Below are 20,841 nucleotides of genomic sequence, written 5' to 3' on the forward strand. Positions count from 1 at the left end.
GGGCGGGTACCGATGGTGCCCGTGAGAAAGCCTCCGATGGTCGCGGCCGCGATGGCGGTCCTGCTTCTGGGTGTACGGGCGAAGCGGTCCCGTCATCGTCGATCCCTGCACCCGGCCGGCCGCTCCTTCGCCGGTGAGGTGGAGATCTGGGGCCTGCCGGACGCCATCGGCGCGGCGCTGCTCGACCGGCCCGGCCGCTACCGGGCCACGGTCCGGGTGTCCAAAGGTCTCGGCTCCAAGGGCAGCCGCCCGGACGTGCTCGGCCTCGCCGTCCGGCTGCACGGCACCGGCACCGACCTGCTGCTCTCCACGTCCGGTACCGGCCGCGCAACCCGTCACCTGCCGGCGCCGCGGCGGAGCTTCGACTCCTGGTACGGCTCGATCACGGCGTACCGCACCGGCACCGGCCGCAAGATCTACCTGGCCGCCGGCCCGTCGGAGACCGGTCCGCGGCTCGGCCGGTCGCTGGACGCGGTCGTGGCCGCGGCGGTCACCGGGCGCGCCGGGTTCCTGCTCTACGCCGACGACCAGCCGTACGGGCGGGTCACCTTCGGCCCGCTGCTGGCCGCCGAGGCCGACGCCGCGCTCGCCTTCGACCCGATCCGCAACGCCACCGAGGACCTGCACCCGACCGGCACGATCCACGGGACGCGCGCGTTCGCGTACCGTGTCAGCCAGCGCTGGCGCTCCACTGCGGACACGGGAGTCTGACGGAGATCTTCGAGGGGCCGGCGGTCGTCACCAAGCCCGCGCGGCACTACGCGGGCATCCGGCCGGCGAGCCGGTCCGCGTCGCTCACCCGCACCGGCCACGGCCGCCGGGCGAACCGGATGGTTCAGCGGTTGCGGTCCGACCACGCCCGGGACGGTTCAGCGGTTGCGGTAGTGGCCGGTCACCAGCGCCACGATGCAGCCCAGGACGACCAGGCCGAAGCCGGCGCTGACGAACAGGTTGACGTTCAGCGCGGAGGTGACGGCGTTGGCGGCGGCGCTGACGATCAGAACCAGCCACAGGATCGGGCGCAGCACGCTGCGGCGCTCGGCGGCCGGGTGCGCCGGCTCGGTGGTCGGGACGGAAGAGTCGGTGGGCTCGGAGATGCGGTACGGATCAGCCATGTCCCCAACCTAGGAACGCACCCGCCGCCCGGCGATCCCGCCAGCTCGCCTCCTGGGGTACAGCAGGCTGTACCTGGCTAGTCTCTGACGGATGCGCCGTCATCTGGTCCGCCGGTTGCGTGTCGCCGTGGACGCGCTGGAACACATCGTCGGCGGGCTCGGTACGTCGGTGCTGGCGCTCGGCGCCCTGGTCTGGGCGCTCCTGGTGGCGCTGTCGTGCCTGGTCGTGGCCGGTCTGCCGCTGGTGCCGACGGTGTTCCGGGTGACGCGCGCGGTCGCCGACCGGGAACGCGCCCGGCTGTCCCGCTGGGGTCCGGAGGTGCTCGGGGCGCCGCCGTTGCCGGTGAGTACCCGGGAGGCGCTGCGCGACCCGCCGGTGCGCCGCGAGCTGGCCTGGCTGGCCGTGCACGGCACGGCGGGTTTCCTGCTGGGCGCGGTGGGGCTGACCCTGCCGGTGTACGCGGTGGAGAACGGCACCTTCCCGCTCTGGTTCTGGGCGCTGGACCCGGAGGACGGCGGCCCCGGCATCGTGGTGTGGCGCATCGACGGCGCCGCCGACGTGTTCGGGGTGTGGCTGATCGGGGTGGTGTGCGCGGCGGTCGCCATCGGCCTGGGCCCGCGACTCGCCGAACTGCAGGCGCTGGCCGGGCGGCGGCTGCTCGCCCCGGCCGGTGACGTCGACCTGTCGCTGCGGGTGGCGCAGCTGACCGCGACCCGGGCCGCCGCGCTGGACGCGCACGCCGTCGAGTTGCGCCGCATCGAGCGGGCCCTGCACGACGGCACCCAGAACCGGCTGGTGGCGCTGAACGTGCTGATCGGTGCGGCGCGCCGGGCCGCCGACCGCAACCCTGACGCGGTCGGTGACATCCTCGGCCGCGCCCAGGAGGCCACCGAGCAGGCCCTCGCCGAGCTGCGTGCCGTGGTGCGCGGGATTCTGCCGCCGGTGCTCGACGACCGCGGCCTGTCCGGTGCTCTGACCGGGCTGGCCGGCGCCTGCTCGGTGCCGTGCCGGTTGGACGTGGACGTGCCCGGCCGGTGCGCGGTGTCGGTGGAGGCGACCGCGTACTTCGTGGTGGCCGAGGCGCTGACAAACGTCGTCAAGCACAGCGGGGCGTCGGCGGTGACGGTGGCCGTGCGGCGTGCCGGCGACCGGCTGCGGGTCAGCGTCACCGACGACGGGCGGGGCGGGGCCGACGAGGCCGCCGGTTCCGGGCTCGGCGGCATCCGCCGGCGGGTCGAGGCCTACGATGGCCGCTTCGTGATGACCAGCCCACCGGGCGGGCCGACGACGCTGGAGGCGGAGCTGCCGTGCGGATCGTGATCGCCGAGGACGACGCCCTGCTGCGCGAGGGGCTGGCGCTGCTGCTGCGCGCCGAGGGCCTCGACGTGGTCGCCACCACCGACGGGCCCGGCCCGTTCCTGGCGGCCGTCGGCGAGCATCACCCGGACGTCGCGATCGTCGACGTTCGGATGCCGCCCACCCACACCGACGAGGGCATCGTGGCCGCCGTCGAGGCCCGTCGCCGGCAGCCGGACCTGGCCGTGCTGGTGCTCTCCGCCTACGTGGAGCAGGCGTTCGCCACCGACCTGCTGGCGAACGGTACGGCCCGGCTCGGCTACCTGCTCAAGGAACGCGTCGGCCGGGTCGAGGAGTTCTTGGCCGCGCTGCACCGGGTGGCCGGTGGCGGCACGGCCATCGACCCGGAGGTGGTCGGCCAGCTTTTCGCCCGGTCCCGGCCGGACAGTGCGCTGAGCCGGCTCAGCCCGCGCGAACGTGACGTCCTCGCGGTGATGGCCGAGGGGCTGGGCAACACGGCGATCGCGGAACGGCTGTTCGTCACCGAGGGCGCCGTGCACAAGCACATCCGCAGCATCTTCGCGAAGCTGGAGCTGGCGCCGGACGACCGCGCAGACCGTCGCGTCACGGCCGTGCTCCGATACCTGGACAGCACCCAGAGACAGGCGCACCCGGACAGGTAGTGCCTGCTGTACCTTGATCGGCCCGGTGGCTTCATTTCCCGGCGGCCCGGCTCGTCACAGACTTCTCCGTGTCGTCCACGGAGAGGTAAGTCGAGATGTCTGCCGTTCGCGTCCAGGGCCTGACCCGTGTCTATCGGTCCGACGGGGAACCGGTCCACGCCCTCGCCGGTGTGGACGCGGAGTTCGCCCGCGGCACCTTCACCGCGATCATGGGCCCGTCCGGGTCCGGCAAGAGCACCCTGTTGCAGGCCGCGGCCGGGCTGGACCGGCCCACCGAGGGCCGGGTGTGGATCGGTGACATCGAGTTGTCGGCGCTTTCCGAGACCCGGCTGACCGAGCTGCGCCGCGACCGGATCGGCTTCGTCTTCCAGGCGTTCAACCTGATCGGCGCGCTCACCGTCGAGGAGAACATCGTGCTGCCGCTGCGGCTGGCGAAGGCCCGCCCGGACCGGGAGTGGCTGGCCCGGGTCGTCGAGCAGGTGGGCCTCGGTGACCGGCTGCGGCACCGGCCGGCGGCCCTCTCCGGCGGCCAGCAGCAGCGCGTCGCGATCGCCCGGGCCCTCGCCGCGCGACCGGAAGTGATCTTCTGTGACGAGCCGACCGGCGCGCTCGACACCGGTACGGCCGCCGAGGTGCTGGCCCTGCTGCGCGGTGTCGTGGACGAGCACGGGCAGACCGTCGTCATGGTCACCCACGACCCGGTGGCGGCGTCCTGGGCCGACCGGGTGCTGGTGCTGGCCGACGGCCGGATCGTGGACGACATGCCGCAGCCCGGCGCCGCGCGGATCGCCGCCCGGCTGGCCGAGCTGGGCCGCCGTCCCGCCCGCAGCGGCGCGGCAATGAACGGTGCCGTCCGATGACCCGGCTCGCCCTGCGGATGCTGCGCCACCGGCCCGGTTCGTCGGTGGCCACGCTGTTCGCCCTCGCCCTGGGCGCGCTCGTCCTCACCGCGATGGGCACGCTCGTCGAGTCCGGGTTGCGCCACCACCCCCAGCCGGTCCGGTACGCCGCCGCCGACCTCGTCGTGGCCCGCGTCGACACCACGTTCACCAGCACGGAGCTCGACGGGTCGACCTACCGCAGCACGGTCGTGCTGCCGGAGGGCGGGACCGTGCCGATGACGCTTTCCGATCAGATCCGCGCCCTGCCCGGGGTCGCCGCGGTGGCGGCCGACGAGCGGGTCGTGGTCGGCGGGGAACCGGTCGGGCGGGGGTGGTCCGGTGCGGCGCTCGGCCGGTACCCGCTGATCGCCGGAACCCCGCCGCGCGCGGCCGGCGAGGTGGTCCTCGACGAGGGGACCGCGGGACCCGGCGCACAGCCCGGTACGCGGGTCGAACTGGTGCTCGGCGGTGCGCGTAGCCCGTACAAGATCAGTGGTCTGGTGCCACGAGGCGCGAGTGCCGCGGTCTTCTTCACCGACGCCCAGGCCGGGGCTCTGGCGCCGCGTCCCGGCCGGGCCGGCGCGATCGGGGTGCTCGCCGCGCCCGGCGCCGACATCGCCGCGCTGCGTGCCCGGATCGCCGCGCTGGCGCCGGACGCCCGCGTGCTGACCGGCGCGGACAGCGGCCTGGCGGAGCGTTCCGCGGACCGCGCGGCGGCGAACCTGCTGGTGCAGATCGGCGCGTCCTTCGGCGGGTACGTGGTCCTGCTGATCGTCTTCGTGGTCGCCGCGACGGTCGGGCTCTCGGTACGGCACCGGCGTCGCGACCTCGCCCTGATCCGGGCCGTCGCCGCCACCCCGGGCCAGGTCCGCCGCATGGTGATGACCGAGTCGGCGCTGGTCGCCGTGCTCGCCGGCGTGCTGGGTGTGCCGGCCGGCCTGGCCGCCGCCCGGTGGCTGACCGGCGAGCTGACCGGCCGCGGCTTCCTGCCCGCCGGTTTCCCGATGCAACCCGGCCTGCTCGCCGCGCTCGCCGCCGCCGTGCTGGTGGTCGGCGCGGCAGCCCTGGCCGGCTACGTCGCGGCCCGCCGGGTCACCGGTATCAGACCCGCCGAAGCCCTCGGCGAGGCCGCCGCCGAACCGGCCGAGGCCGGCCGGGGACGACTCCTCGGCGGCCTGATCACGCTTGTCGCCGCCGCGTCGGCCGCCGGCGCCGCGGTCGGCGCGAGCGGGCAGACCGCGATGGGCGCCGCGCTCGGCATGCTCTACCTGTTCGTGGCGGCCGTCGCGCTGCTCGCGCCGTGGATCAACCGGGCCGCCGCCCGGCTGACCGCGCCGGCGCTGCGCCGGGTCTTCGGCACCAGCGGCTACCTGGCCTCGGCGAACCTGCGCGCCAACGCGCGCGGCACCGCGACGGTGCTCACCGGCATGGTCCTCGCGGTCGGTTTCGGCGGATCCGTCTGGTTCCTGCAGGACAACCTGGAACGGCAGGCGGTCGCGCAGACCCGCGCCGGGCTGCTCGCCACCCGGGTGCTCGCCGCCCCGGCGGGCCTGCCGGGCTCGGCGGTGGAGCGGGTGCGGGCGATCCCGGGGGTACGGGCGGCCACCCCCGTCCGGCACACCGCGGTGCTGGTGTCGCTGCTCGGCGACGGCGAAAGTGTCGCGGCCCGCGCCGTCGACCCGGCGTCCGTCGCGTCCGTCCTCGACCTCGACGTCCGGTCCGGAGACCTCGCCTACCTGCGTGAGGGCACCGCCGCGGTCTCGGCCACCCAGGCGTCGCTCGCCGGCTGGGACCTCGGGGAGACCGTCGACATGCGACTCGGCGACGGCACCCCGGCGCCGACCCGGATCATCGCGATCTACCGGCGCGGGCTCGGCTTCGGTGACGTCCTGCTCCCGCTCGCCACGGTCGCCGGGCACACCGCCACCGGCACCGACGACGAGATCCTGATCAGCGCAGCGCCCGCACCCGCGGTGGACGCCGCCCTGCGCCGGGTCGCCGCCGACCACCCCGGCAGCACGGTCACCGGCACCGCCGCGCTCACCGGCGGCCTCGCCCGCGACCTGGCCCTGAGCGCCTGGCTGAACCGGCTGCTGATCGGCGTGATGGTCGGGTACACCGTGGTCGCGGCCGCCAACACCATGGTCATGGCGGCCCTGGCCCGCCGCCGCGAACTCGCCCTGCTCCGGCTCACCGGTGTCACCCGCCGCCAGGTCAGGCGCATGGTGAACGCCGAACAGCTCGGCCTGCTCGGCACCGCCGTCCTGCTCGGCGGCGCGATCGCCGCGCTCACCCTGAGCAGCGTGGTGCGGGCGCTGACCGGCAGCCTCGTCCCGTACGTGCCGGTCCTCGGCTGGGCGACGGTCCTCGGCGGCACGACGGTGCTGGCCCTGGCCACCACGATCCTCCCGGTCGCCCGGCTGCTGCGAACCCCGCCGGTGGAACACCTGGGCCTCAAGGAGTGACGGCGCCGCCTGCAACGCGGCTGACGGCGGTGGGCTAGGGTGCTTCCCCACCTGAGCCATCGATGAACGCCACTGGGGGAGTGCGATGTCCACCGAACCCGAGCAGCCGCCCGAGCCGGACCCGAAGACCGTCCCTGAACAGCCGTCCGAGTCCGACCAGCCGTCCGGAAAGGATCGCCCGCCCTGGTACCGGCGGCCCCGCTGGATCGTGCCGCTCGCGCTGGTGGTGGTCGTTGCGGTGGCGGTCACCGCCGTTCTTGTCGTGATCGCGCGCCGGGACACCGGCCGGCCGTTCCGGGAGGCGGTGGCCGCGCTGACCGCCAGCCCGGTCCTGCACACCAGCACGTCGCTCGGCGGGGCGCGGATGGAGCAGCGCGTCACCGCCGGCGGTGACGCGCTGGGCCGGATGTCGTTCGGCTCGCTCACGTTCGACACGATGACCGTCGGCGGGCGGACCTACGTCAAGGCGCCGGCGGCCCTGGCCGGTTCGCTGGCGCCCGGCGGGGCCGCGGCCTCGCTGGCCGGGCGGTGGGTCACCGGTGGCAGTTCGCCGCTGACCGCCTCGCTGGCCGCGCCGCTCGGGCCGGTCCGGCTGGGTGCGCTGCTCGGTGGTCAGCTCGAGGACGCGACGTTCCCGGGGGTGTTCGACCGCGGCACCGAGCTCGACGGTGTGCGGGTGCTCAAGGCGGAACTGTCCGGCGGGGACCTCTACGTGACGAGCCGCGAGCCGTACCGCGTGGTCCGGTTCGCCGCGAAGAAGCCGCCCGGCCTGCCGAACCTCCCGGAGATCCCCAGCCTCCCGGAGGTGCCCAGCCGCCCGGAGGCGCCCAGCCTCCCGGCGCTCCCGAAGCTGCCGAGCATGCCGGGGCTCCCGAAGCCGCCCAGCATGCCGGCCCTCCCGGACCTGCCCGAACTTCCCGGCCTGCCTGGCGGATTCCTGCGCGCCACCCTGCGGCTTCCCCTCGCCCCGGCAGTGCCCAGCCCCGCCCCGGCCGCCGCCAGCTTCGACATGGTTCCCATGTCCCCGGCCGATTTCGATCAGACCTTCACCGACCTCGCCGACGCCGCCGGTGAACTCACCGACGCCGTCGACGCGGACGTCAAGTTCGATGTGCGCGGTGACGCCCAAGTGGTCTGCGGGCCGGCCGGCTGCGTCGTCACCGTGCGGGTGAGCAACACCGTCGCCGGTACCGGCCAGGCCACCGTGCGCAGCGCTCAGGTCAACGCCCAGATGATCGCGACGATCATGGTGAACGGCCGGATCGCCGGTACCGCGACGAGCGCGCCCACCCCGATCCCGGCGAACGGCACCGGCACCATCTCCGGCACGTCGCCGCAGGCCGGTGCCGTCTACCAGGCCGCCGCCGCGGCAGCCCGCGGCAGACGCGGCGTCACCCTCATCGCGGTCACCGGCACCGCCGAGGTGGTCGCCACCGCGCAGGTGCAGGCCGAGGTGCAGCAGCAGGTGCGGCGGATCGAACGGGACCGGCAGCTCACCCTGCGCGGACCGCCCGGCGCCCCGCTGCGCGATCCGCGCAACGGCACCACCGACGGCGGGCCCGGCAGCTGGGTGGACACGCCGCCCAACCGGTACGCCGCACCCGGCTCCACCTGGGGTTCCTTCCAGGAACGCGCCACCGGCGTGACCCGCGCCAAGGAGTACCTGGTCGACGGCGTCAACTACAACGGCCGCACCGTCAAGGTGCACTTCGACGGCTTCGAGAACGGCATCCTGATCGACGCGAAGGACAACTACGACGCGTTCTTCGACGCCAAGACCGGTAAGTGGAAGTTCTTCTTCACCGTCCCGTCGAAGGGCAAGAAGAGGTCCGGCCTCGACGAGCTGATCGACGAGGCGCGCCGGCACTCGGCGGCCGCCGGCGGAACACATCAGGTCGAGTGGCGCTCCCGGTCCTGCGCGTTCGCGGCGTTGCTCTCCAGCACCCTGGTCGAGCAGGGTATCTACGACATCCGGGTACGGTGTTTCCCGTGACGGTGGAATCGATCTCCGTACAGGTGCTGTGGGGTCCGCGCCCTGAGGACGCCGACGCCCTCGCGGCCCGCTGGCGAGCCACCCGCCTCGCCCTCGCCGGCCTGCACCCGCTGCTCGGCGCCTGGTTCGTGCACGACGGCGAGACCGACGTGCCGGTGGCGGACGAGCCGGAGGAGAGCCTTGTCGCGGACGGTGACCTCGGCGGCGGCGCCGGGTTCCGCTTCGCGGCCTACGCCGGCCAGGACGCACCCCAGCAGATCCACTTCAACGGTACGGGTGGACTGCGCGCCCCGCTGACCGGCCAGCTCAACGTGGCGCTCGTGAAACTCGAACCCGTCACCACCGACGAGTTCCGGGCCTGGCTGCCGCTGCTCGGCGACATCCTCGCCGCCCTGGCGCAGGCGTGGCGTCCCGACGTGGGTCATGCCGGCACCTTCCGGATGCGCCAGGCGCAACGGCCCGCGCCGCGGGAGCCGTGGACCGGCTATGTCACGTACCTCTGCCGCGCCCGCACCGCGCACGTGCCCGCCGACCTGGCCGGCACCGGCCGCCCGGCCGCCGGCGGTGGCCTGATCCTGCCCGCCGCGACCAGTCCGGACGCCGTCGACCTGGGCCGCCGGCTGCGCGACGCCGGCGCCTTCGAACCCGTCCCGGCCGACCGGGAGCACTGGTCGCCGGGCTGAGCGCGCGTCACCGCCGCGCGGCGCGGTCGTTCCTCCGTTCGTAGATCACACCGACGAGGAGCACCGCCACCATGCGTCTGCACCGTCCCCGCCCGTTCGGCGTCCGCGCCATCCTGCTGGGCGCGCTCGCCGTCCTGGTCACCGGCGTGGGCGCGGCCTTCGCGATGCCCCAGGGGGAACCGGGGCCCAGCCTCACCGCCGCGCAGCCCGTCCTGCACTGTGCCGGTGACGCGAAGGCGAGCGCCCGCGCCGGGCGTACCCCGGTGCTGCTGATCCACGGCACCGGCTCCACGTTCCGGGCCAACTTCTCCTGGAACTGGGCGCGCGCCTTCGCCGGCGAGAACCGCGCCTATTGCGGGATCGACCTGCCCGAGGACGCGAGCGGTGACATCCAGGCCGCGGCCGAGCACGTGGTGCACGCGATCCGCCGGCTGCACACCGCGGCCGGCGCCCCGATCTCGCTGGTCGGGCACAGCCAGGGCGGCATGATCGGGCGGTGGGCGCTGAAGTACTGGCCGGACACCCGGAAAATGGTCGACGACTACGTGTCGCTGGGTGCGCCGAACCACGGGACGAACACGTTCGTGGCGCAGTGCGCGGCCGCCGGCCGATGCCCGGCCGCCCGCTGGCAGCAGCGCACCGGCTCCCGGTTCCTGGCCGCGCTCAACGACGGGCCGCAGACCTGGCCGGGGGTCTCCTACACGCAGGTCAGCGTGCACAGCGACGAGATCGTCGTGCCGTACACGTCGGCCGACCTGCCGGCCGCCCCGAACGTGAGCAACATCGAGGTCAACCGGATCTGCCCGGCCGAGACCGTGGAGCACTTCGGGCTGGCGTACGACAATGCCGCGTACCTGATCGGCATCGACGCCCTGACCCACCCGGGGCCGGCCCAGCCCGCCCGGGTCCGCGCCGAGCGCTGCGGCCCGCCGCTGATGCCGGCCGTCGACCCGGTCGCGTTCCCGGCCAACGCCGCGGCGGCCCTGGTGCAGAGCGCCAGCGCGATGGTCACCGCCCGGCAGTTGCCGGCCGAGCCGCCGCTGCGCTGCTACGCCGACCGGGCCTGCGTGCGCGACCGGTGACCGCGGCGGCGGGCTGCACGGTCAGGGTTCCGGCTGCGGCGTCCAGGCAGGCGGGGACGCCGAGGCCGACGGCGACCTGCCGGCGGCCGTGACCGATCGGCAGACCCCGGAGCAGCGGTACGCCTGACGCGCCCAGATGTTCGTCGATCACCCGCCGCGGTTCGGCAGGGGAGAACTGGCCCACCGCGAACCCGGCGACACCGTCCAGCACCCCCGAACGCCGCAGCTGCACGAGCATCCGGTCGACCTTGTAGGCCGGCTCGCCGACGTCCTCGACCAGCAGGATCGCGCCGCGCAGGTCCAGCGCGCCCGGGGTGCCGGCGTCGGCGGCCAGCATGGTCAGGTTGCCGCCCAGCAGGACACCGGTGGCGCGGCCCCGGCCCGGTCTGCCGCGCACCACGACCGGGTCGGTGGTCATCAGGGCGGTCCGGGCCGCGGCCTCGGAGAGCGGCAGGCTCGCGCCGGTCGGGCCGTGCACGGTCGCCAGCCCGGTCCGGCGCCACAGCGCGGCGTGCAGGGCGGTGATGTCGGAGAACCCCATGACCAGCTTTGGATCCCGGCGGACCGCGTCGTAGTCGACGGCGTCCACGATGCGCTGCACCCCGTACCCGCCGCGCAGGCAGATTATCCCGCGCACGTCCCGGTCGGCGAACGCGGCGTTCAGGTCGGCGAGCCGCTCCTCGTCGGTGCCGGCCAGATAGCCGTCGCGACGCAGCGCGTGCGCACCCACCCGGACCGTGAGACCCCAGCGCCGGGTGAGGACCCGGGCGGCCGCGGCGACCCGGTGGCCGCGGACCGGCCCGGCCGGCGCCACCAATGCGACGACGTCGCCGTGGCGCAGCGGTTCCGGTCTCATCCAGCCCTTCCTTACCCCATGTCGCGCTTCGTACCCGGTGTCGCCGAGGCGGCGCTCCGGGGGATTAGTGAGGTACTTATCATGGCCATCGTCCGCTGAACGCCTTATAGGGTGTGTGGATCACAAGCGCGTACCCACACTGTTAACAGGGAGATGCTCATGGCCGAGCCGATCAACGTAACCGTCACTGGGGCCGCAGGCCAGATCGGGTACGCGTTGCTGTTCCGGATCGCCTCCGGCCAGCTGCTCGGAGCGGACAAAAAGGTCAAGCTGCGTCTCCTGGAGATCCCGGCCGCCACCAAAGCCGCCGAGGGCACCGCTCTGGAGCTCGAGGACGGCGCGTTCCCCGCCCTCGCCGGTGTGGACGTCTTCGACAACCCGAAGCAGGCGTTCGAGGGCACCAACGTGGCCCTGCTCGTCGGCGCCCGTCCCCGCACCAAGGGCATGGAGCGCGGCGACCTGCTCGAGGCCAACGGCGGCATCTTCAAGCCGCAGGGTGAGGCCATCAACGCCGGTGCCGCCGCCGACATCAAGGTGCTCGTCGTGGGCAACCCGGCCAACACCAACGCCCTGATCGCGCAGCAGCACGCGCCCGACGTGCCGGCCGACCGCTTCACCGCGATGACCCGGCTCGACCACAACCGCGCGCTGGCCCAACTGGCCCGCAAGCTCGGCGTCTCGGTCGCGGACCTGACGAAGGTCACCATCTGGGGCAACCACTCCGCCACGCAGTACCCGGACGTCTCGCACGCCCTGGTCAACGGCAACAGCGTCCGCGACGCCATCAACGACCAGGCCTGGCTCGCCGACGAGTTCATCCCGCGGGTCGCCAAGCGCGGCGCCGAGATCATCGAGGTCCGGGGCGCGTCCTCGGCCGCGTCGGCCGCGTCCGCCGCGATCGACCACGTCTACACCTGGGTCAACGGCACCCGCGAGAACGACTGGACGTCGGCGGCGGTCGTGTCCGACGGCTCCTACGGCGTACCGGCGGGCCTGATCTCCTCGTTCCCGGTCACGGCGAAGGACGGCAAGTTCGAGATCGTCCAGGGCTTGGAGATCGACGAGTTCTCCCGCGGCCGGATCGACGCCTCGGTGAACGAGCTCGTCGAGGAGCGCGAGGCCGTCCGCAAGCTCGGCCTGATCTGACCTGATCACTGAGAAGGGCGACCCGGCCGGGTCGCCCTTTGCGGTCTCCGGGCCTGGTCGCCGGTCACCCGTACCTGCACCGTCACGGTTCCGTTCGAGGAGGCCGTAGCCCCGGACACCGCCCTGACCTGCCGGACCGGCTGACGGGTTTGTCGCGCACCGCCCGCCGTGCCAGCATCGGCTCGTGCGCAACGAGCAACGCCTACGGACCCGGACACCCGAGTCACGAGCCTTCGCGGACCGCGTCCAGCTCGCCATGACCTTGAGCGCCCGCCTCAACGCGCTGCCGTTCGACGACCTCGACGCCCGCCGGGCCCTGCTCACCGAGATCTTCGGCGGCCCGATCCCCGGCTCGCTGACCGTCCTGCCGCCGTTCCACTGCGACTACGGGCTCGGCGCCTCCTTCGGCGACCGCGTCTTCATCAACCAGGGCTGCTTCTTCCTCGACTACGGCGGCATCACCATCGGCGACCGCGTCCTGATCGGCCCCCGGGTCACACTGAGCACGTCCGGCCACCCGGTCGAGGTCGGCGAACGGTTCGACTACATCACGCACGCCCCGATCGTCATCGAGGACGACGTGTGGCTCGGCGCCGCCGTCACCGTCACACCGGGCGTGACCATCGGCCACGGCTCCGTCGTCGGCGCGGGCGCCGTCGTGGCCAAGGACGTGCCGCCGCTGAGCGTGGTGACGGCAACCAGCCACGTCGAACGCAAACGCCTCACACCCGGCCCGGCCTGATGCCGCGCGCGCAGGAGCATGTCGACGCTCCCGGCTGCACCGATGATTTCCGGGGGGATCCGTGGTCCATACCTTGACCGCGGGCGCAGATGATCTCGCCCGACCGCAGAGGGGATCCCAGGCATGACGAGACCGCTTCGCTTCGGGGTCGTGGCCCCGCTCAACACTGACCTGCCGACGTGGCTGGCCCAGGTGCGCCGCATCGACGACAGCGGCTACTCGACGTTGCTGATGCCGGATTTCCCGTTGCTGCAACCGGCGCCGGGTCCCACGTTGGCCACCGCCGCGGCCCTGACCGGCCTGCGAGTGGGCACCTGGGTGTACGCCTCCCCGCTACGCCCGGCCTGGCTGACGGCGTGGGAGGCGCACTCGCTGTCTCAGCTCACCGACGGACGCTTCGAGCTGGGCATCGGCACCGGCCGGCCAGGAATCGACGACGAGCTCCGCGACAAGGGAATGCCTGCCGTCCCGCCGCACGAGCGGCTGGCCCGGATACGCGAGACCGTGCGGAGGCTACGAGATTTCGACGGCCCCGAGCGGCACACGCCGGTGGCGATGGCCGTCCGCGGCCCGAAGGCTCGGGCGCTGGCGGCCGAGGCCGCCGACACGGTCACCTTCGTGCAAGCGCCGGACGAGTCCCGGACCGAGGTCACGCGACTGGCACGCGACCTGCGCGCCGCCCGCGACGTAGAGCTCGCGAATGCCGTGTCGGTCATCGGCGACCGGGTGGCGTCGCACATGGCGCCTCCCGGCACCGACACTGCCGCAGCTCGCGCGGCGGACTCGCTGGTCACGCTCCCGGAGGATCCGGCGGCCGCCGCCGAGGAGATCCAGCGGCGACGGGAAGAGATCGGCTTCTCCTACTTCGTCATCGGCGCCGACTTCGCCGACACGTTCGCTCCGGTCGTGGCCAAGCTGGGCGGACGGTAGTTCGCCGCCGAGCAATGGTGGCGGCGAATACGCCGGCCGCCCTCGTCAGTCCTTCCGCCCGTCAGTCCGGCTGCTGCTCCGTGCGAGGTCGTGGCGTCGCGGCGGGCTCGGGCGGCGCTGGACGGGACGTGTGCGCCGGTCCGGCGTACGGGTGCAGTTTGAGCTTCTCGTGGATGGCGGCCGGCGGTTTGCGGGTGGTACGGTACGCCAGATCCTCCAGATAGATCCACAGGTTGCTGTTGCGCTTGTCGCGTTCGGCGCGCACGAACGGCTCGATCGCCTCCCAGATGCGTCGGGCCTGTGAGCCGTTCGAGCCGATGATCAGTTCCTCCTTGACGATGCCGTGCGCGACGAGTTTGCCGAGGTCGTCGTAGAGACCGCCCACCATGCGCAATTGGGCCCGGACCTCCAGCGGCAGGTCCGTGTACGGCTGGACCGGTTGCCGGGGAAGTTTGTCGAAGATGAACTGCTGAGCGTCGAAGAACTCCTGGGTTCGGAACCGGCTGAAGACCTGGAGCACGACCGGCAGGGCGTAGCCGTCCATCGTGGTCCGCGTCTGCCGGAGCGCGAGCGTCCCGGAGACGATCAGCGAGACGACGGAGATGGCGATGGAGATGAGGGTTATCGCTGTCCTGGCGTCCACGCATCCAACGTAATCGATCCGCAGCTCGTAGTCGGGCTGTTCACCACCGGTTGCTCGGTGCCGGCTGCTCGGCGCCGGCTGTTTCGTTGTCGCGGGCCAGCCGGTACGCCGTGACCACCAGCATCAGCGCCACCACCCCGACCGTCACATCACTGGCGACCGCCATCGCCGCCGACATCGGCTGATAGGCGGGGCTCAACCCGGCCCCGGCCGCCGCCGCGAGAAGCCCCGCCGACCAGCCGGCGACCACGTGACGCTGCGTCCACCCGGACCGCCGCGACCAGACACCCACCACCGCCACCACGGCGACGACGGCCAGCACCCGCGCGCCGACGCCGGGCCAGCCGGCGACGAACCAGAGGCCTAAATGGACGGCGAGTGCGAGAGACCCGAACACCAGCGGATGCGGTACGCGGCCCGCGCGCCCGCGGTGCACCCCCCGCCACCGTGGCAGCAGGGCGGTGGCCACAAGCACGACCACCACCAGGACCGCGAGTCCGGCCTGGGCGGGGGAGAGCAGGAAACCCTTCCGCCCGTCCTCGCCGTCCGCGAAAATCATCAAACTGCCGAGCACGTACAGCACACCGATGCCGACAGCCCGCGCCGCCGCAGCCACGGCCGCCGCCGCTCCGCCGGCCGCAGAGCCGACTCCACCAGCATGATCGGTGCGCAGATGCTCAGCAGGACGTGGTTGCCGATGAAGGTGACGGCCTGGTCGGCACTGAACCCGAACACCGGCACCAGGGTCGCGGCCGCGGCCTGCGCCTGATCGGCGAATTCGGTGTCGTCGAGGAACCCGGGGTTGAACAACGACTGGTCGACCAGGGCGGCCTGCACGATGCCGAACGCGCCGGCCAGCAGCACCATCGCCGGCCAGCCACCGCCGGTGCGCCGGGCGACCTCGCGGACGAGGACGGCGGCACCGCCGTACAGCGGCGCCAGGAACAGGATCACCACCGGGAAATCGGTGACGGCGAAACCACCCCAGGAGCACTCGGCCGCCCACGGGGCGAGCACCAGCAGCGCCACCACCGGCTTCCAGGGCCGCAGCCGTCCCCGTTCTGGTCCTGCCACGTCCGCACTCTTCACCCGATCGCCTCCCCGCCGGCACCGCCTCTGTCGGGTTCCACCCTCGCGCCCCCGGCAGCCGGCCGCTGCGGCCATCGGTCGGTCCCGCGCCGACGAAGGTCGATGACGAAAGTCGGTCAGCGCGGCCAGGCACGCCGCAGGTCGCGCGCACTGTCCACCACGAGACACGACGGGTCACCCCGGCATCGAGCGCGGCCGTCGGCGGTGGGCCGCGTGGCGTGTTGATCTGCTAGCGCTACGAAATCGCGGTTTCAGCCCCTTGATCACAGCGATTTCGTAGCGCTAGCAGATCAACATCTCGCCATGGACGGCGTGGCACGTCGGCTGCGGCTGAAACGGCGATCGGGGACGATGGAAGCACGCTGACCGACGCTGACGGAGGACGCGTGAGCCCCGAACGGCCTCGACGCTCGCCCCGGCCGATGCTGTGGACGGCCATCTCCGCACTGTGCGTCTTCGGGGCGCGCCTTCTCAGCGGCCCGGACGACAGCTTCGGCGGGCCGGTCCTGCACTACGTGGTGCTGGGTGCTTCCGGCGCGGTCCTGGCAACGTCGATCGTGCTGCTGGTGCGCCAAGGCAGACGCGGCCGCGAGGAGCGATAGGCCCGGCCCGGTGGCGTGCGCGTAGCAGGCGGGACTTGACCTTGCGCCTTCCGGACGGGAACCGTAGGGGCCATGGCTGACCACGTTGTCGCGCGTGTTCTGCTCCGGGCCGGCCGGTGGGACGAGGCGCTTGCCGCGCTGCCGCCGGATGCCCTCGCCGCGCGGGCCGAGATCCTGGTGGACCGTCACTGGTGGCGGCTGGACGCCGCGGGGGCCGCCGCGGAGGCGGTCGCGGCGCTGCGGCCCGGCGACCCGGAGTCCTATGCGGTACGGCACATCGGCGACCACCTGCTGCAGCGTTCCCGGGAGGAGGGGATCGACCTGTTGCGCCGGTCGTACCATCTCCGCGCCTGCCTGGGTGCCCGGCCGCAGACCGCGGCGGCGGCGGCCACTCTCGCCGCCGGGCTCGGCGCCGGAGCGCAAGCCGACCAGCTCCGCGAGGCCGCCGGGCTCACCGCTCGCGAGCTGGGGCTCACCTGGCTGCTGCCGGCCGTGCGGGCCGGCTGACGCGTCACGGGCGGCGGCCGACCTCGTCGACGACCGCCTGCACGGTGGTCTCCGACTGCATGCCGAGGTAGGCGTACTCCTTCTCGTCGAAGATCCACATGTTCGTGTGGCCGCTGAACGTCCACGCCACCCCGGTGCCCGCCCGGCCCGCCGCGTCGACGGCGTCCTCCAGCACGGTGACGCCGGGGATGCGGGCCGCCGCCCGGTACAGCGCCGCCCGCTGCGCCGGCCGCAGGTAGTGCGTCCCCGCCAGGTCCATCACGGTCTTCGCCTGGCCGTTCGTCATGTTCTGCGCCGGGTCGTCGGTGTGTTGGCGGTTGGCGTCGGCCAGGTGGCGGGCCATGGCGACCGAGTCGGTGGGCAGGTCCGGCTGGTACGCGGGGTCCGGCGTACAGGAATCGCCCTGCCGGGTCCCGGAGACGTATTCGCCGTTGCGGCAGCCGGGCAGCAACGAGCGCACCAGGCCGGCGGACTCCCGGTTGAAGATCAGGCCGTCGCGGGTGCCGTCGATGGAGTGCCAGGCCTCGTTCAGGATGAGCCCGTCGCGGTTCACCGACCGCACGTAGAAAAACTGGTCGCCGCGCGGCAGCACGTCGGGTTGCCGCGCGGCTTGCGCGGCGGCCGCGCCGAGGACCTGCGCGGCGGGCCGGATCGACAGCCGGGTGCCGGGCCCGTACCCGGGTGTCGCGGACAGCGTTCCCGGTGCCCGCACCGGTCCCGCCGGTGGGCTTGCCACCTGCGGGAACGGGTTCGGGTCCGGCTGCGCGGGTGTCGCCCACCACCCGGCGGCGACCAGGGTCAGCGCCGCCAGGCCGCCGGTGAGCGCGAACCGCCGCCTGCGGCGCGTCCGCTGCTTGGCGCGCAGCCGCGACAGCACGGCGTCCGGGTCGGCGGAATGCTGCAGGAGAGCGTCGCGCAGGCTTGCGGGATTCATCGGATCAGCCTCGTTCGGTGAGGGCGGGCGCCAGGCGCAGGGCAGCCCGGGCATGGGAGAGATGCGACCGTACGGTGGCCGGCGAGCAATCCAGCGCCACGGCGATGTCGTCGTCGCTCTGGTCGAAGAGGTACCGCAGCACCACGGCCGCGCGTTGCCGGTCCGGCAACCGGGCGAGCAGCCGCTCGACCAGGTCACGGTCGTCGACGGCACCGTGCGGGTCGTGACGCTGCCGATCGAAGACTTCGGGGTCGGCGCTGACCTCGGTACGGCGGCGTCGAGCCGTGCGCTGCTCGGACAGGAACGTGGAGGTCACCACCCGGCGGACGTACGCGAGCGGGTGCGCCATCCGGCCGATCCGCCACCACCGCGTCGACACGATCAGCAGCGCGTCGGACAGCACATCCTCGGCCTGATGATGGTTTCCGGTCAGGGCGCCCGCGTACCGCGCCAATCCCGCCATCTCGGCGTGAAGGAACTCCTCGAACGTCACGACAACCCCAACTCGTCCGGGCGCCGCTGCGGCAATGAGCGGCTCTGCGGTTAGGGAACGTCACGACCCCGCCCCATTGTGGAGCGCTCCCGTGCTACGCGCGGGTGAACCGGTTCTGACCGTGTGATGGAACTCAGAACAAGGGGGTCGTCAGAAGAGCCACCGGTCGAGCACTCCGGGCCAGAATTGTTCCTCGTGATCGCCGTTGTCGGCGGCGGCCGGGTCGATGACCGCGATCCGGCGTACCAGGTCGGCGAGTTCGGCGAGTGCCTGCGCCTCCGCGTCGGCGCTCGTGTCCCAGTTCTCGAGGGCGGCCGACGAGGCGAAGCAGCTGCCGACCAGGTGCAGTGAGCACAACCATTGGCTGATCGAGGAGTTCACGAAGGCACTGTCCCCACGCCCGCCCGCCGGCCACAGCCGGACCTCGCCGGTTTCCGGTACGGCACCGTACTCCCAGGCGGGTTCGTCGGCGGACTCGAATGCCAGCCGGTACATCGTCGGTGCGGCGCGGAAAGAAACGTTCTCGACCAGTCCGTCGAGCAAGGGCACGCCGCTGGACATCAGCGCGGCCTTCCCGGGTTGCGGGATTCGCCAGGCCGCCACCTCAGTCTCGGTCGCGCGCCGGACACGCCCTCGGCCGGCCCAGGACTTCAGCTGTTCCGACGACGGAGGCATCGGCGGTTGGTCAGACACTGTTCCGCGCCGCGTCAGCGGTCTGTCAAGACGTCTGACCCGAGCCGCACGTCGTAGTCGGCACGCGCCGCACCGATGGCGTCCTGGTGGGCCTCGGTCCAGTCGACCAGGGCCTGAATGGTCTTGTGCAGGGTCACCCCCATCGGGGTCAGCTCGTAGTCGACCCGCGGCGGCACGACGGGATGGACCGTGCGTTTGACGATCCCGTCGCGTTCCAGGTGGCGCAGCGTCACCGTCAGCATCCGCTGGCTGATCCCGCCGATCGCGCGGCTCAGCTCCGAGAACCTCAGAACCCGGTGCTCGAGCAGAGCGATCACCAGCAGGGACCACTTGTCCGCGACGCGGTCCAGGATCTGCCGCACCTCGCAGCCGGCCCTGCTGTCCCACTGCCGGATCCCGTAGTCCTCGGTTACTTCGCAGTGACTCGGTGACTTCACAGTGCCTTCTTCCATGGACTTCGATGGTGACTGATCATTCGGTTACTCACAAGAAGTAACCGACGCAGCAGAAGTAACCATCGGCTTCGGCCCCCATCGCAAGGAGTGATCCGTCGTGTCGACGACACCGCTGAGCCGGCCGGACATCGGTGGCCTCCACCGCATGGACGGCCGGGCGCGCGCCCTGCTCTTCGTGCTCTGTGGCTCGATCTTCCTGGAGGGCGTCGACATCTCGATGCTCGGCGTCGCTCTGCCGTCCATCAAGGCGGACCTGGGACTGTCCACCGGCGAACTGCAATGGGTCGTCAGCGCCTACGTGCTCGCGTACGGCGGCTTCATGCTGCTCGGTGGCCGCGCGGCCGACCTGCTCGGACGCCGCCGGATGTTCATCCTCTGGCTCACCGTCTTCGTGCTCTTCTCGGGCCTGGGCGGGTTCGCCACCGAGGGCTGGATGCTGATCACCGCTCGAGCGATCACCGGTCTGGCCGCGGCGTTCATGACTCCGGCCGGCTTGTCGCTGATCACGACCAGCTTTCCGGAAGGCCCGCTGCGCAACCGCGCTCTGCTCTGGTACGCGGGCACGGCAGCGGGCGGCTTCTCCCTCGGCCTGGTGGTCGGTGGTCTGCTGACCGCGATCGGCTGGCGGTGGGTGTTCTTCGCCCCGGTCATCCTCGCCGCGATCATCCTGGTGATGGCCGTCAAGCTGATCGAGGATCGGGAGGTTCCCGACCGTACCGGTGGAAGGTTCGACGTCGTCGGCGCCCTCACCGTCACGCTCGGCGCGGCGGGCGTCGTTCTCACGGTCGTCCGCTCGCCGGAGGTGCCCGCCGGTGAGACGGTCCTGACGGCGTTCCTGAGTGCCGGGCTGCTCATCGCCTTCGTGCTCACCGAACGCAGGTCCGCCGTACCGTTGATCCGGCTCGGAATCTTCCGGAGCGCCAACCTGGTACGCGCCAACATCGCCACCGTGCTGTTCGCGGGTTCCTTCTTCGGCTTCCAGTTCATCGCCGTGCTCTACCTGCAGGACCTCCGGGGCTGGTCACCGCTGCAGACCGGTGTCGCGCTTCTGGTGGTCGGCATCGACGCGGTACTCGCGCCGACGCTGACACCGAAACTGGTGGAACGCTTCGGCAACTACCGGGTGATGGTCGTCGGCGTCGCCTTCTCCGCCGTCGGCTACGCGCTGTTCCTCGACATCCCGGCCACCGCCGGCTACTGGACCGGCATGTTCCCGACCATGATCCTGCTCGGACTGTCGTTCACCCTGGTCTACGGACCCTTGACGATCGTCGCGGTGCAGGGCGTCGCCGACGAGGAACAGGGCTTGGCCGGCGGGATCTGGAACACCTCGTTCCAGTTCGGTGCGGCCCTGGGCCTGGCGGCGGCCACGTCCCTGAGCGGGGTGGACACCGCGGACGACGGCGCCATGCTGGCGGGCTTCCACACCGCCTTCATCCTGCCCGTGGCAGGCAGCCTTCTCGGTCTTCTGGTCATCGCCACCGGTCTCACGAGACCGTCCACCATGGCCGGAGCCGGAGCCGGAGCCGGAGCCGGAGCCGCCAAAGACTGA

General features: G+C 72.7%; 23 protein-coding genes. 14 read left to right on the forward strand and 9 right to left on the reverse strand.

What is annotated here, in order from left to right:
- The first annotated feature begins 12 nt into the window (after positions 1-12).
- Entirely contained in the window at positions 13-711 is a 699-nt protein-coding gene (locus tag LPA41_RS25765) for a hypothetical protein (RefSeq protein WP_374238209.1), read from the forward strand.
- Between the two features lie 158 nt (positions 712-869).
- Here the strand turns inward: LPA41_RS25765 and LPA41_RS25770 are convergent, their stop codons facing one another.
- Complete coding sequence (locus LPA41_RS25770) at positions 870-1,115, reverse strand: hypothetical protein (RefSeq protein WP_229073358.1); 246 nt, start codon at positions 1,113-1,115, stop codon at positions 870-872.
- Between the two features lie 91 nt (positions 1,116-1,206).
- Here LPA41_RS25770 and LPA41_RS25775 point away from each other — a divergent pair, with 91 nt between their 5' ends.
- The 7 genes from LPA41_RS25775 (at position 1,207) to LPA41_RS25805 (ending at position 10,199) form a co-directional block, all read left to right on the forward strand.
- On the forward strand, positions 1,207-2,436 hold the full coding sequence (locus LPA41_RS25775; protein WP_229073359.1) for a sensor histidine kinase: 1,230 nt from the start codon (positions 1,207-1,209) through the stop codon (positions 2,434-2,436).
- Positions 2,424-3,095, forward strand: coding sequence for a response regulator transcription factor (locus LPA41_RS25780; RefSeq protein WP_229073360.1), 672 nt, complete (start codon positions 2,424-2,426; stop codon positions 3,093-3,095). Before LPA41_RS25775 ends, LPA41_RS25780 begins: the two co-directional genes overlap by 13 nt.
- A gap of 95 nt (positions 3,096-3,190) precedes the next feature.
- Positions 3,191-3,955 carry an ABC transporter ATP-binding protein gene (locus LPA41_RS25785; RefSeq protein ID WP_229073361.1) on the forward strand — a complete coding sequence of 255 codons (765 nt, stop codon included), beginning with the start codon at positions 3,191-3,193 and terminating at the stop codon, positions 3,953-3,955.
- Complete coding sequence (locus LPA41_RS25790) at positions 3,952-6,441, forward strand: FtsX-like permease family protein (RefSeq protein ID WP_229073362.1); 2,490 nt, start codon at positions 3,952-3,954, stop codon at positions 6,439-6,441. Before LPA41_RS25785 ends, LPA41_RS25790 begins: the two co-directional genes overlap by 4 nt.
- Positions 6,442-6,526: 85 nt before the next feature.
- Entirely contained in the window at positions 6,527-8,434 is a 1,908-nt protein-coding gene (locus LPA41_RS42505; RefSeq protein WP_304523796.1) for a Tox-REase-5 domain-containing protein, read from the forward strand.
- Complete coding sequence (locus LPA41_RS25800) at positions 8,431-9,117, forward strand: Imm52 family immunity protein (RefSeq protein WP_229073363.1); 687 nt, start codon at positions 8,431-8,433, stop codon at positions 9,115-9,117. Before LPA41_RS42505 ends, LPA41_RS25800 begins: the two co-directional genes overlap by 4 nt.
- Positions 9,118-9,188: 71 nt before the next feature.
- The gene (locus tag LPA41_RS25805; protein WP_229073364.1) at positions 9,189-10,199 is read left to right on the forward strand and encodes a triacylglycerol lipase; all 1,011 of its coding nucleotides are present in this window, start codon (positions 9,189-9,191) and stop codon (positions 10,197-10,199) included.
- On the opposite strand, the gene LPA41_RS25810 is transcribed toward LPA41_RS25805, so the two are convergent.
- Positions 10,126-11,055: an LD-carboxypeptidase gene (locus LPA41_RS25810; RefSeq protein ID WP_229073365.1), complete on the reverse strand. Its 930-nt coding sequence runs from the start codon at positions 11,053-11,055 to the stop codon at positions 10,126-10,128. The two genes, LPA41_RS25805 and LPA41_RS25810, sit on opposite strands and share 74 nt — an antisense overlap.
- A gap of 159 nt (positions 11,056-11,214) precedes the next feature.
- Here LPA41_RS25810 and LPA41_RS25815 point away from each other — a divergent pair, with 159 nt between their 5' ends.
- The 3 genes from LPA41_RS25815 (at position 11,215) to LPA41_RS25825 (ending at position 13,873) form a co-directional block, all read left to right on the forward strand.
- Positions 11,215-12,201, forward strand: a complete 987-nt coding sequence (locus LPA41_RS25815; protein ID WP_229073366.1) for a malate dehydrogenase — start codon at positions 11,215-11,217, stop codon at positions 12,199-12,201.
- Between the two features lie 184 nt (positions 12,202-12,385).
- Positions 12,386-12,943, forward strand: coding sequence for a sugar O-acetyltransferase (locus LPA41_RS25820; protein ID WP_229073367.1), 558 nt, complete (start codon positions 12,386-12,388; stop codon positions 12,941-12,943).
- Between the two features lie 123 nt (positions 12,944-13,066).
- Positions 13,067-13,873, forward strand: a complete 807-nt coding sequence (locus LPA41_RS25825) for an LLM class flavin-dependent oxidoreductase (RefSeq protein ID WP_229073368.1) — start codon at positions 13,067-13,069, stop codon at positions 13,871-13,873.
- A 61-nt stretch (positions 13,874-13,934) separates the two neighbouring features.
- On the opposite strand, the gene LPA41_RS25830 is transcribed toward LPA41_RS25825, so the two are convergent.
- Genes LPA41_RS25830 through LPA41_RS25840 form a run of 3 tightly spaced genes read right to left on the reverse strand, consistent with a single transcriptional unit; the run spans position 13,935 to position 15,590 of the window.
- Positions 13,935-14,516, reverse strand: a complete 582-nt coding sequence (locus tag LPA41_RS25830; RefSeq protein ID WP_229073369.1) for a hypothetical protein — start codon at positions 14,514-14,516, stop codon at positions 13,935-13,937.
- Positions 14,517-14,556: 40 nt separating this feature from the next.
- Entirely contained in the window at positions 14,557-15,090 is a 534-nt protein-coding gene (locus LPA41_RS25835; protein ID WP_229073370.1) for a hypothetical protein, read from the reverse strand.
- Positions 15,075-15,590: a hypothetical protein gene (locus LPA41_RS25840; protein ID WP_229073371.1), complete on the reverse strand. Its 516-nt coding sequence runs from the start codon at positions 15,588-15,590 to the stop codon at positions 15,075-15,077. Before LPA41_RS25840 ends, LPA41_RS25835 begins: the two co-directional genes overlap by 16 nt.
- A 401-nt stretch (positions 15,591-15,991) precedes the next feature.
- On the opposite strand from LPA41_RS25840, the gene LPA41_RS25845 reads away from it, so the two are divergent.
- On the forward strand, positions 15,992-16,207 hold the full coding sequence (locus tag LPA41_RS25845) for a hypothetical protein (RefSeq protein ID WP_229073372.1): 216 nt from the start codon (positions 15,992-15,994) through the stop codon (positions 16,205-16,207).
- A 72-nt stretch (positions 16,208-16,279) separates the two neighbouring features.
- Positions 16,280-16,714, forward strand: coding sequence for a hypothetical protein (locus tag LPA41_RS25850; RefSeq protein ID WP_229073373.1), 435 nt, complete (start codon positions 16,280-16,282; stop codon positions 16,712-16,714).
- 4 nt (positions 16,715-16,718) lie between these two features.
- Here the strand turns inward: LPA41_RS25850 and LPA41_RS25855 are convergent, their stop codons facing one another.
- The 4 genes from LPA41_RS25855 to LPA41_RS25870 form a co-directional block, all read right to left on the reverse strand.
- Positions 16,719-17,648, reverse strand: a complete 930-nt coding sequence (locus tag LPA41_RS25855; protein WP_229073374.1) for a CU044_5270 family protein — start codon at positions 17,646-17,648, stop codon at positions 16,719-16,721.
- Positions 17,649-17,652: 4 nt separating this feature from the next.
- Complete coding sequence (locus LPA41_RS25860) at positions 17,653-18,141, reverse strand: sigma-70 family RNA polymerase sigma factor (RefSeq protein ID WP_229073375.1); 489 nt, start codon at positions 18,139-18,141, stop codon at positions 17,653-17,655.
- A 150-nt stretch (positions 18,142-18,291) separates the two neighbouring features.
- A complete protein-coding gene (locus LPA41_RS25865; RefSeq protein WP_255690274.1) occupies positions 18,292-18,816 on the reverse strand; it encodes an SUKH-4 family immunity protein in 525 nt (174 codons plus the stop codon).
- Between the two features lie 32 nt (positions 18,817-18,848).
- Complete coding sequence (locus LPA41_RS25870; RefSeq protein ID WP_229073377.1) at positions 18,849-19,286, reverse strand: helix-turn-helix domain-containing protein; 438 nt, start codon at positions 19,284-19,286, stop codon at positions 18,849-18,851.
- 100 nt (positions 19,287-19,386) lie between these two features.
- On the opposite strand from LPA41_RS25870, the gene LPA41_RS25875 reads away from it, so the two are divergent.
- Positions 19,387-20,841, forward strand: coding sequence for an MFS transporter (locus LPA41_RS25875; protein ID WP_229073378.1), 1,455 nt, complete (start codon positions 19,387-19,389; stop codon positions 20,839-20,841).

It is taken from the genome of Actinoplanes sp. DH11 (assembly GCF_020873875.1).
Taxonomy (GTDB): Bacteria; Actinomycetota; Actinomycetes; order Mycobacteriales; family Micromonosporaceae; genus Actinoplanes.

Bases quoted from the DNA above. Each gene is read 5' to 3' on its own strand.
- LPA41_RS25810 (WP_229073365.1), bottom strand. From the start codon at position 11,055: ATGAGACCGGAACCGCTGCGCCACGGCGACGTCGTCGCATTGGTGGCG.
- LPA41_RS25855 (WP_229073374.1), bottom strand. From the start codon at position 17,648: ATGAATCCCGCAAGCCTGCGCGACGCTCTCCTGCAGCATTCCGCCGAC.
- LPA41_RS25785 (WP_229073361.1), top strand. From the start codon at position 3,191: ATGTCTGCCGTTCGCGTCCAGGGCCTGACCCGTGTCTATCGGTCCGAC.
- LPA41_RS25815 (WP_229073366.1), top strand. From the start codon at position 11,215: ATGGCCGAGCCGATCAACGTAACCGTCACTGGGGCCGCAGGCCAGATC.
- LPA41_RS25850 (WP_229073373.1), top strand. From the start codon at position 16,280: ATGGCTGACCACGTTGTCGCGCGTGTTCTGCTCCGGGCCGGCCGGTGG.
- LPA41_RS25870 (WP_229073377.1), bottom strand. From the start codon at position 19,286: ATGGAAGAAGGCACTGTGAAGTCACCGAGTCACTGCGAAGTAACCGAG.
- LPA41_RS42505 (WP_304523796.1), top strand. From the start codon at position 6,527: ATGTCCACCGAACCCGAGCAGCCGCCCGAGCCGGACCCGAAGACCGTC.
- LPA41_RS25775 (WP_229073359.1), top strand. From the start codon at position 1,207: ATGCGCCGTCATCTGGTCCGCCGGTTGCGTGTCGCCGTGGACGCGCTG.
- LPA41_RS25825 (WP_229073368.1), top strand. From the start codon at position 13,067: ATGACGAGACCGCTTCGCTTCGGGGTCGTGGCCCCGCTCAACACTGAC.
- LPA41_RS25790 (WP_229073362.1), top strand. From the start codon at position 3,952: ATGACCCGGCTCGCCCTGCGGATGCTGCGCCACCGGCCCGGTTCGTCG.
- LPA41_RS25805 (WP_229073364.1), top strand. From the start codon at position 9,189: ATGCGTCTGCACCGTCCCCGCCCGTTCGGCGTCCGCGCCATCCTGCTG.
- LPA41_RS25765 (WP_374238209.1), top strand. From the start codon at position 13: ATGGTGCCCGTGAGAAAGCCTCCGATGGTCGCGGCCGCGATGGCGGTC.
- LPA41_RS25865 (WP_255690274.1), bottom strand. From the start codon at position 18,816: ATGCCTCCGTCGTCGGAACAGCTGAAGTCCTGGGCCGGCCGAGGGCGT.
- LPA41_RS25770 (WP_229073358.1), bottom strand. From the start codon at position 1,115: ATGGCTGATCCGTACCGCATCTCCGAGCCCACCGACTCTTCCGTCCCG.